Genomic DNA, 424 nt, shown 5'->3' with positions numbered 1-424 from the left:
AAAGTATGATTGGATGGTAAAATCATCAGAACTCCAATTTATCCCTATTATTTGAATGCACAATGTTCATATATCATAAATGTTTATACAGTAAGGAGGAGGTGATATTTTGGCAATTATGAGGTTATGGCACGGGGGAGTTCCTATTAAGAAAGCTGATGAGTATGAGAGATTTTTGGTTGAAAGAGCAGTACCGGATTATAGTTCTGTTGATGGTTTGCTAAAATTATGTTTCACACGAAAAGATGAGGACAAAGTGGCTCATTTCCTTCTTGTAACCATCTGGGATTCTATGGAGTCTATTAAAAAGTTCGCTGGTGAAAATCCAGAACTTGCGAAGTATTATCCAGAAGACGACGAATTCTTACTGGAAAAGGAGAAATACGTTTCCATGTATTATGTGTTTTATGAGAAGTAATTAATG

At 35.1% G+C, this 424-nt stretch carries 1 protein-coding gene; it reads left to right on the top strand.

Going from position 1 to position 424, the window contains the following annotated elements:
- Positions 1 to 118 precede the first annotated feature (118 nt).
- A complete protein-coding gene (locus E3E37_RS11230; RefSeq protein ID WP_240910849.1) occupies positions 119 to 418 on the top strand; it encodes an antibiotic biosynthesis monooxygenase in 300 nt (99 codons plus the stop codon).
- Positions 419 to 424 lie beyond the last annotated feature (6 nt).

It is taken from the genome of Thermococcus sp. ES12, from assembly GCF_012027515.1.
GTDB classification, from domain to species: Archaea; Methanobacteriota_B; Thermococci; order Thermococcales; family Thermococcaceae; genus Thermococcus; species Thermococcus barossii.
This window is presented reverse-complemented; position numbering and strand designations above follow the sequence as displayed.

Bases quoted from the DNA above. Each gene is read 5' to 3' on its own strand.
- E3E37_RS11230 (WP_240910849.1), top strand. From the start codon at position 119: ATGAGGTTATGGCACGGGGGAGTTCCTATTAAGAAAGCTGATGAGTAT.